General features: G+C 50.9%; 9 protein-coding genes. 7 read left to right on the top strand and 2 right to left on the bottom strand.

Annotated features, from left to right (window positions below):
• Positions 1-534 precede the first annotated feature (534 nt).
• From fliL to fliR, 7 genes are read left to right on the top strand one after another with little or no spacing between them, the layout of a single operon-like run.
• Positions 535-1,014: a flagellar basal body-associated protein FliL gene (gene fliL, locus M988_RS07665; protein ID WP_004092168.1), complete on the top strand. Its 480-nt coding sequence runs from the start codon at positions 535-537 to the stop codon at positions 1,012-1,014.
• Positions 1,015-1,019: 5 nt separating this feature from the next.
• Complete coding sequence (gene fliM, locus M988_RS07660) at positions 1,020-2,033, top strand: flagellar motor switch protein FliM (RefSeq protein ID WP_061059933.1); 1,014 nt, start codon at positions 1,020-1,022, stop codon at positions 2,031-2,033.
• Complete coding sequence (gene fliN / locus M988_RS07655; RefSeq protein ID WP_004092164.1) at positions 2,026-2,463, top strand: flagellar motor switch protein FliN; 438 nt, start codon at positions 2,026-2,028, stop codon at positions 2,461-2,463. Before fliM ends, fliN begins: the two co-directional genes overlap by 8 nt.
• The gene (gene fliO / locus M988_RS07650) at positions 2,463-2,864 is read left to right on the top strand and encodes a flagellar biosynthetic protein FliO (RefSeq protein ID WP_008813839.1); all 402 of its coding nucleotides are present in this window, start codon (positions 2,463-2,465) and stop codon (positions 2,862-2,864) included. The genes fliN and fliO overlap by 1 nt, the downstream gene beginning before the upstream one ends.
• Positions 2,864-3,610 (top strand): flagellar type III secretion system pore protein FliP, encoded by a 747-nt coding sequence (gene fliP / locus M988_RS07645; protein ID WP_004092156.1) that lies wholly within the window; start codon positions 2,864-2,866, stop codon positions 3,608-3,610. Before fliO ends, fliP begins: the two co-directional genes overlap by 1 nt.
• Before the next feature lie 26 nt (positions 3,611-3,636).
• Positions 3,637-3,906: a flagellar biosynthesis protein FliQ gene (gene fliQ, locus M988_RS07640; protein ID WP_008813840.1), complete on the top strand. Its 270-nt coding sequence runs from the start codon at positions 3,637-3,639 to the stop codon at positions 3,904-3,906.
• An 8-nt stretch (positions 3,907-3,914) separates the two neighbouring features.
• On the top strand, positions 3,915-4,700 hold the full coding sequence (gene fliR, locus M988_RS07635) for a flagellar biosynthetic protein FliR (RefSeq protein WP_064573544.1): 786 nt from the start codon (positions 3,915-3,917) through the stop codon (positions 4,698-4,700).
• A gap of 115 nt (positions 4,701-4,815) precedes the next feature.
• Here the strand turns inward: fliR and flgL are convergent, their stop codons facing one another.
• Together flgL and flgK are read right to left on the bottom strand one after the other, a co-directional pair.
• Complete coding sequence (flgL, locus tag M988_RS07630; protein ID WP_064573542.1) at positions 4,816-5,796, bottom strand: flagellar hook-associated protein FlgL; 981 nt, start codon at positions 5,794-5,796, stop codon at positions 4,816-4,818.
• A 15-nt stretch (positions 5,797-5,811) separates the two neighbouring features.
• On the bottom strand, positions 5,812-7,497 hold the full coding sequence (flgK, locus tag M988_RS07625; protein ID WP_008813842.1) for a flagellar hook-associated protein FlgK: 1,686 nt from the start codon (positions 7,495-7,497) through the stop codon (positions 5,812-5,814).
• Positions 7,498-7,879: the final 382 nt, after the last annotated feature.

Below are 7,879 nucleotides of genomic sequence, written 5' to 3'. Positions count from 1 at the left end.
GTGCCGGAAAGGTCAAAATCAAAATATAAAAACCACACTCTGTTTTTATATTTTTCATTGTCTAAGTTTTGGTAGGGAGAGCCGGCACGACAGGGATGTCGTGACGGAGTTTGGGGCGCCCTGGATGGGCGATACCAAACCGGAGCGGAAATGGCATCTCGGATAAAAAGCGCGAGGTTTGAAGGGGCGCGCGCTGGCGCCCCTCATCGGTCGCCTTCGCAAGCGGTGTCATGGAAACGCATTTGCTGACCGGCGAACGAAACATTTCACCGCAATCCCATAGGATATTGAATATGACATTTCCCCCCATTCCATAAAATATCGCCATTCCAAACGGGAGCCTAAATAGCGTCCGAATTCTTACACCGCCACCTCAAAACAAGAGAAAATCCCCGCACTACAATAACAATCCCCCAATTAACGCCATTTTCCCCCTCTATTCCTCCCATTGATCGCTCATAAGCCAAGGATAATAAAGCTCACAAGTAAAATTTATGTGCACCTTCTTTGCACCGTAACAGGAATCATCCCCTTATGTCTGAAACCACACTCCCCAAGAACACTAAGCGGCGTGCCAAGTGGGTATGGATACTGTTAATTCTCATCATTGCCGGTGCTGGCGGTGGTTTTTATGGCTGGAAATATTATCAGCAGCAAGAATCACTGACCGAAAGCAAGCCAACGCCGCCACCCATGCCGGTATTCATGCCGCTGGATACCTTCACTGTTAATCTGATCAGCGATGGTGAAGATGCAGACCGTGTGCTTTACATCGGATTAACGTTGCGTTTGCCCGATGAAGCTACTCGCAAACGCATGAACGATTATCTGCCTGAAATGCGCAGCCGTTTACTCATGCTGCTTTCGCGTCAACACGCCGCTACGCTAGCCAGCGAACAGGGTAAAACTCAGCTAATGTCTGATATTAAAACCGTTCTCATGCCGCCAATCGCTCCCGGTCAGCCGAAGCAGATCGTCAGCGATGTGTTGTTTACAGCCTTTATCCTGCGGTAATCACTATGTCTGATAGCATTCTGTCACAGGCTGAAATTGACGCGTTGCTTAACGGTGATAGCGACAATACCAAGCCTGATAGCGAAGTCCCTCTCGCGGGAAGTGAGAGCGACGTTCGCCCTTATGACCCCACGACGCAACGTCGCGTGGTGCGTGAACGGTTGCAGGCGCTAGAAATTATCAACGAGCGCTTTGCCCGTCAGTTCCGCATGGGATTGTTCAATCTGCTACGTCGTAGCCCTGATATCACAGTGGGTGCGGTAAAAATTCAGCCTTATCATGAATTTGCCCGTAACCTACCGGTTCCCACCAACCTCAACCTTATCCACCTAAACCCACTGCGCGGCACGGCGCTGATGGTCTTTGCGCCAAGCTTGGTCTTTATGGCGGTGGATAACCTGTTTGGGGGCGATGGTCGCTTCCCGACCAAAGTGGATGGCCGTGAGTTTACCCATACCGAACAACGCGTTATCAAGCGCATGTTACGTTTGGCGCTGGACGCTTACCGCGATGCATGGAGCGCGATTTATAAGCTCGAAGTGGAGTATGTTCGCTCTGAGATCCAGGTTAAATTCACCAACATCACTACGTCGCCTAACGACATTGTGGTCACCACGCCATTCACTGTCGAAGTGGGTGCGTTGAGCGGTGAATTTAATATCTGTATCCCATTCTCCATGATCGAGCCACTGCGTGAGCTGCTAGTGAACCCGCCGTTAGAGAACTCCAAGCAGGAAGATCAACACTGGCGAGATACTCTCAGCAAGCAGGTGCAGCATTCCGAGCTTGAACTGGTCGCCAATTTTGTCGATATCCCTTTACGCCTGTCTGAAGTATTAAAGCTGCAGCCCGGCGATGTTTTACCCATCGAAAAACCAGAAAAACTTATCGCAAACGTGGATGGCGTGCCCGTTTTAACCTGCCAATACGGCAGCCAAAACGGCCAATACGCATTACGCGTAGAACGACTTATTAACCCAATTTTAAATGCTCTGAGCGAGGATCAGCCCAATGAGTGACGTCAACAAGCCGTCTGCCGAAGGTCATGACGACGCCGCCGACCTGTGGGCGGAAGCGATGAACGAACAGCAAACCACCGAAAATACTTCGGCAAAAAGTGCTGTGGAGAATTCTGCTGATGAGATTTTCCAGAATCTGGATAATCCATCACCGCTAGCCGGCAACCTACACGATATTGATTTAATTTTGGATATCCCGGTGAAATTAACCGTGGAGCTGGGCCGCACCAAAATGACGATCAAAGAGCTACTGCGTCTGTCGCAGGGGTCGGTGGTGGCATTGGACGGTTTAGCCGGTGAACCGTTAGATATTCTGATTAACGGCTACCTGATTGCGCAAGGTGAAGTTGTGGTGGTCGCTGATAAATTTGGTGTTCGCATCACCGATATTATTACCCCCTCTGAACGTATGCGCCGTTTGAGTCGCTGATGATTCCCGCCACTTCAACCGTCACCAGTGCACCGGCGACGCCGGTCGTGCCCGCAGGCAGCGTGCTGACTCAGGTTGGCAGCACGCTGGGCGCAATACTGCTGCTGATCCTGATTATCGGCTGGCTGGTTAAGCGTCTCGGTTTTGCTCCCAAGAACAGCCGTAATAACCTGCTTAACGTGCGTGCCAGTTGCTCGCTCGGCGCGCGCGAGCGCGTGGTGGTGATCGAAGTGGATAATCAATGTCTGGTGCTCGGTGTAACCAGCCAAAACATCACGCATCTGCACACTTTCACCGCACCACCGTCTGAGGCTGAACCTGTTGCAAAAAAACAGGATTTCAGCCAGATCTTCAAGCAGGTGGTGCAGCAACAGTTTGGTAAGCGCGGAGATAAGTCGTAATGCGCCCTCACCGTTTCATTCTTGGGATCAGCGCGGCGGCATTGCTTCTCGCCAGTCCGCTAGCGCTAGCTCAGCTCCCTGGCATCGTTTCTCAGCCGCTGGCAAACGGCGGTCAAAACTGGTCGCTACCGGTACAGACGCTGGTTTTTCTCACTTCGTTAACCTTCTTGCCTGCCGCTCTGCTGATGATGACCAGCTTCACCCGCATCATTATCGTATTAGGGCTGTTACGCAGCGCATTGGGTACGCCGTCCGCGCCACCGAATCAGGTAATGCTGGGTTTGGCGCTGTTTCTCACGTTTTTTGTCATGTCGCCGGTATTCGATAAAATCTATCAGGATGCCTATCAGCCGTTTAGCCAAGACAAAATTACGATGGACGTGGCAATGGATCGCGGCGCACAGCCGCTACGCGAATTCATGCTGCGCCAAACGCGTGAAACCGATCTGGCTCTCTATGCCAAATTAGCCAATCTGCCGCAGATGGCTGGGCCTGAAGATGTACCGATGCGCATTCTGCTCCCTGCCTATGTTACCAGCGAGCTAAAAACCGCGTTCCAAATTGGGTTCACGATCTTCATTCCATTTTTAATTATCGATTTGGTTGTCGCCAGCGTATTAATGGCGCTAGGGATGATGATGGTTCCTCCGGCCACGATCTCACTGCCGTTTAAACTGATGCTGTTCGTACTCGTCGATGGCTGGCAGCTACTATTGGGATCGCTGGCACAGAGTTTTTATAGTTAACCGCCACACTCACTGAGTAAATAATCATGACCCCAGAATCCGTAATGGCACTCGGTTATCAGGCGATGAAAGTCGGCTTGGCATTGGCTACACCTTTGCTGTTGGCAGCATTGATTAGCGGCCTAGTTATCAGCCTATTACAGGCGGCGACCCAAATTAACGAAATGACGCTCTCGTTTATTCCCAAGATTTTAGCGGTATTCGCCACGATGGTGATTGCAGGACCGTGGATGCTCAGTCTACTACTTGACTACATGCGTACCCTATTCACTAGTATTCCCTCGATCATCGGCTAAAAATCGCGATGATCTCGTTTGACACCTCCCAACTCGCGTTATGGCTCGGCCAATATTTCTGGCCGTTCGTCCGCATGTTAGCGCTTATCAGCACCGCACCGCTGCTGAGTGAAAAAGCGATCAGCAAAAAGACCAAAGTCGGCCTAGCGATGGCGATTACCTTTTTGTTAGTACCTAATTTAGGCAGTAACGCCACGCCGGTCGTCAGCATCAGTGGGCTATGGCTAGTGACCCAGCAAATATTAATTGGTGCCGCACTCGGCCTAACCATGCAGTTTGCTTTTGCCGCCGTTCGCCTTGCCGGTGAAGTGATCGGGCTGCAAATGGGGCTTTCCTTTGCGACCTTTTTTGACCCTTCCGGCGGCCCAAACATGCCGATTCTGGCCCGATTGCTGAACCTGCTCACCATGCTGCTCTTTCTGAGTTTTAACGGCCATCTATGGATGATTTCTCTGCTCGCCGAAAGCTTTCAAACGCTGCCTATTAGCGAACAGCCGCTCAACGGCAACGGTTTTCTAATGCTGGCACAGGCGGGAAGCCTCATTTTCGTTAATGGTCTAATGCTGGCGCTACCGTTGATAACCCTGTTGCTCGCACTCAATACCGCACTCGGCTTGCTCAACCGCATGACCCCCCAGCTCTCTATTTTCGTGGTCGGATTCCCGCTCACGCTCACCATAGGTATGTTCAGCCTTAGCCTGATGATGCCAATGCTTGTCCCGTTCAGTGAACATCTGTTTAGCGAAGTGTTTGAGCGTTTAACGCAGGTGATGGGCGGAATGCAGGGCCTTTGATGGGCATAGACCGCTCATCAAAAATGCGCAAGCGTTCGATATCTCTAAATGATGGGAACTGCATCAAAGCTAAGCTCATTGGCTGCCTTGATGCAGTTTCACGTATGACGGGAACTTAACGATTCATTTGGAACAGGGACATCCCCTGCATATCCGTAAACGCCTTATACGACGCCTGCAACGCAACCTGACGCAAACTGTAATCAGAGATTGACTGATACCAGTCAACGTCTTGCGTACTACTGATACGGCTGGTGTAAGTCATCGCACGTTCGCTGCCTACGGCATCCAATGAGTCCAGCTCTTTCAAGTTGGTTCCTAACTCTGCGCGAACCTGTGAAACGTTGTTCAACGTGTTGCGCAACCCACGGTTAGCAGAGTCAATGGCGTCGCTAACCCCCTTCTTCACTGCATCGGAGGCACCGGCAATCGGCGTTTTCAGGGCATCAATAGCCTTTTGCAGCGTGCTGAAAATATCGCTACTGACCGAACCATCGGGCTCTTTGATCGGGTTGCTAGACGCCTTCTGGAATACGTCAGAACCGGTGTGGCTGATGGTCATATCGCGTGCGGCATCCACCTTTTGTGTTACCGCGGTATCGCCGCCCTTATAGTTCACAGTGACTTTACCCGTCACAGGGTCGGTCACTTTCTCGAACGGCGCGGTATCATTTTTGAAGCCGGCAAAAACATAACGACCATTGCCGTCGGAGCTGTTTGCCAAATTCAGCAGTTGATCGCGCATGCCCTCAAGCTGTTTAGCAATGGATGCACGGTCATCGTCGCTTTTACTGCCTGAAGAAGCCCCATCCACCAACACGGGTGTGATGTCTTGCAGCGTTGAAGTCACCTGCTGCAACACGCTTTCTTCCATCGAGACACCTTGGCGTGCATAGCCGCGCGCCATGGTATATTGATCGTTTTGCGCCTGTGCCTGTTTTAATCCCACCAGTTGCGAAGCCGCAAGCGGATCGTCGGAAGGATTAATGACGCGTTTTCCGCTGGTTAACTGCTGTCCAATGCGCTGCCATTCTGACTGCGCATCCGTGATGCTGCCCATATTCTGTTGGTACATCATGCTGGTACTAAGACGCATGGAATAACATCCTTCTTATCGAATATTAAGCAGAGCGCTAAATAGCGTCGTCGCTGTCTGAATAACCTGAGCATTCGCCTGGTAGTACTGCTGGAAACGCATCAAATTACCGTACTCTTCATCTAGATTGACGCCTGAAACCGACTGCTGCTGCTGAGTCAGCTGTTTCACCACGTTGCCCTGTGCAGTACTGTCAACTTTTGCGCTGTTGGTTTGGTTACCGACGGTACCAACCAGCCCCGCATAAGCTTCGTTGAAGGTTGATTTCCCGCCAACGGTCTGCGCTTTTTGCAAATCCAACATTTTCTGCGCATTGGTGTTATCACCTTTGCCGCTGGCATCCGGCACTAAATTACCGCTGGCGTCATACTCCGGTGTACCCGCGCCAATTTTCGCCGCATCGGTGATTGCCACGCCAAACCCTTGCACCGCGCTAGACGTGGTCTTTAACGTAAAGCTATCGCTTTTGGCCGCCGCTGGAGACACCGTCACCTCTAACCCGTCAAACTGAAGTTTGCCGGTCGCATCAGGGGTCAGATCCGTAATTTTACTGTTGTCGGACAGACGGGTGATCTGCCACTTACCGTTTTTGTCATATTCCAAGCGGTAGTCCGTCGCTTTGGTTTGACTCACATCGGTATACTTTGCCGAAATAGAAGCATTAACGGTTTTATCATTATTGCTGTTAGCGAAGGACGATGGCTGACCAATAGTGAAAAATGGCTCGTTGGTGGTCAGATCGCCATTCAAATCGATGCCCGCTTGCTGCACCTTATTGAAGCTATCGGCCATAGAAAGCGCAATTTGCCCAAGTTGATTACGCGCGTTATCCAACGCCCCGCTACGGAACTGTAAAATCCCGCTCAGACTACCGCCGGTGATACGACCTTCAGGCACTTCGCTTGCGGTACCTGAACCACGGTTATAGCCAATAGTCAGGCGCTGAGGGTTCGCGCTAGAAGGGATCGCTTCCAGTTTATAAGCGTCGTTTCCCTGCACCAAAGACAGCCCACCGGCAAAGGACACGTTCATTGCGCCGTCTTGCATGGTGATTTCGACGTTAGCAATCTGGTTCAACTGAGTGGCCATCTGATCGCGCAAATCGAGCAAATCGTTAGGCGCACTTCCACCACTTGCGCCGGTCAGACGTGAAATCTGATCGTTTAGGCTGGCAATTTGTTTGGTGTAGTTATTAATCTGCTCAACGCTGTTACTGACGGTGACGTTAGCGTTGCTTTCTAGATTTTTCAGGTATTCATCGGTGGTTTTAAACTGATTCACCAAGCCATTCGCTTTGGCTAATACGGTTTGACGTGCGGCCGGATCGCTAGGGTTGCTGACCAAGTTTTGCAGGTTAGAGAAGAAATCCTGCATGTTGGCTGACAGGCTGTTATTACTGTCTGCCAACAGGTTATCGATTTGCGAAACCTGCTGATAATAAGCCGTGGTAGAAGCGTAGTCACTCTGCCCCTGACGCAGTTGTCCAACGATAAAGGAATTATATTCGCGATTAATACCGCTTACGTTCACCCCATTACCGATAAAACCGGTTGATGTACTGATCCCGCCGCTTTGTGCAAAACTCACCGTTTGGCGGTTATAACCTTGAGTGTAAACATTACTAAGGTTATTACTTGTGACGCTCAGCGCGGTCTGTGCGGCGCTTAGTCCACTCATTGCGCTATTAATTAAGTTAGCCATTCGGGTTCCTTTAAACTTAAAAAAAGCCTCACGTCATCACGCGGCAAGGCTCTTGTTGTTGAAACAGTTATCGGCGGTAGGAAAGTAAACTTGAGGGAAAAATCATGGCCTCTAACGATTTTTCCTACCCTGATAGTGATGCAAACAGCAACGCCGATCGTTAATGTGACTGCTGTGTAATATTCCGCCCCGTGCTTTATTGGTGCGGTTTTATCCGAGATGCCATCTCCGCTCCGGTTTGGAACGCTAATCCTCTATAGGATTGCGGTGAAATGTTTCGTTCGCCGGTCAGTAAATGCGTTTCCATGGCACCGCTGGCGAAGGCGACCGATGAGGGGCGCCAGCGCGCGCCCCTTCAAACCTCGCGCTTTTTATCCGAGAT

Origin of the sequence: Hafnia paralvei ATCC 29927, from assembly GCF_001655005.1 — a bacterium.
In the GTDB taxonomy this organism is placed as follows: Bacteria; Pseudomonadota; Gammaproteobacteria; order Enterobacterales; family Enterobacteriaceae; genus Hafnia; species Hafnia paralvei.
This window is presented reverse-complemented; position numbering and strand designations above follow the sequence as displayed.

Bases quoted from the DNA above. Each gene is read 5' to 3' on its own strand.
- fliR (WP_064573544.1), top strand. From the start codon at position 3,915: ATGATCTCGTTTGACACCTCCCAACTCGCGTTATGGCTCGGCCAATAT.
- flgK (WP_008813842.1), bottom strand. From the start codon at position 7,497: ATGGCTAACTTAATTAATAGCGCAATGAGTGGACTAAGCGCCGCACAG.
- flgL (WP_064573542.1), bottom strand. From the start codon at position 5,796: ATGCGTCTTAGTACCAGCATGATGTACCAACAGAATATGGGCAGCATC.
- fliN (WP_004092164.1), top strand. From the start codon at position 2,026: ATGAGTGACGTCAACAAGCCGTCTGCCGAAGGTCATGACGACGCCGCC.
- fliM (WP_061059933.1), top strand. From the start codon at position 1,020: ATGTCTGATAGCATTCTGTCACAGGCTGAAATTGACGCGTTGCTTAAC.
- fliP (WP_004092156.1), top strand. From the start codon at position 2,864: ATGCGCCCTCACCGTTTCATTCTTGGGATCAGCGCGGCGGCATTGCTT.
- fliO (WP_008813839.1), top strand. From the start codon at position 2,463: ATGATTCCCGCCACTTCAACCGTCACCAGTGCACCGGCGACGCCGGTC.
- fliL (WP_004092168.1), top strand. From the start codon at position 535: ATGTCTGAAACCACACTCCCCAAGAACACTAAGCGGCGTGCCAAGTGG.
- fliQ (WP_008813840.1), top strand. From the start codon at position 3,637: ATGACCCCAGAATCCGTAATGGCACTCGGTTATCAGGCGATGAAAGTC.